This window comes from Alcanivorax sp. HI0083, assembly GCF_001635175.1.
This window is the reverse complement of sequence record NZ_LWFX01000339.1, coordinates 1-748: the sequence shown is the minus strand read 5'-3', so window position 1 is coordinate 748 and position 748 is coordinate 1. Positions and strand designations below refer to the sequence as shown.

Below are 748 nucleotides of genomic sequence, written 5' to 3'. Positions count from 1 at the left end.
AAGCCTGACCGGATAACAAACCCAGCCCGGGGGATGGGTCCCAGAAGTGTGACCGATCCAGGCTAAGCAGTGTGTCTTCGATGGCATTGATGCTAGCGCCGGAGGCTATGCAAGCCGCCACCAGAGCGCCAGCGCTGGAACCACAGAAACGGGCGGGCGACAGGCCATGGTCAAGCAGGGCACGCAGCGTGCCGAAATGGGCAAAAAAGCCGAAAAACCCGGATGACATGGCGAGGGTGAACGACGCCTCTGCCAGCCAATCCGCCAGTAACGCCTGATGAGATGCGCCCCCTGGCGGTGCGTGATCCGCTACCCCTTGAACCGGAATATGTAATGCCACAGCTTGACCCTTCCACCAAAATCGCCGGCAAGACTATCTCGCGAGCCTTCAGTCACACAATGTTGTTGGCGGCAGTAGCGGTAACCGCACTGGGCCAGACCCTGGTTTTTACCCTGCTGCCATCACTGGGGCGCGCCACCGGCATGACGGAAATGCAGGTGGGGCTGATCATCAGTTGCTCGTCACTGGTGTTTGCTTTGGCAAGCCCGGTGTGGGGCACCTTGNGTGAGTCGCTGGGCCGCAAACGAGTGATGGTAATCGGTCTATCCGGTTATTCGCTGGGTACGCTGTCGTTTGCGGTGGTGTTTGATCTGGGACTTCGCGGTGCCCTGGTGGGAGTCGGTCTGGTGGCGGCTCTGGTCCTGAGCCGCATGCTGCAGGCCGCCATCATGGCGGCAACTCCGGCGG

At 60.9% G+C, this 748-nt stretch carries 2 protein-coding genes; one reads left to right on the top strand and one right to left on the bottom strand.

Annotated features, from left to right (window positions below):
- The coding region (locus tag A3754_RS03590; RefSeq protein WP_197468426.1) for a patatin-like phospholipase family protein at window positions 1-340 on the bottom strand (340 nt) is incomplete at its 3' end.
- Between A3754_RS03590 and A3754_RS03585 the strand changes: the two genes are divergently transcribed.
- Window positions 334-748 (top strand): MFS transporter (locus tag A3754_RS03585; protein WP_231880469.1); only part of this gene is annotated, 415 nt, incomplete at its 3' end. The two genes, A3754_RS03590 and A3754_RS03585, sit on opposite strands and share 7 nt — an antisense overlap.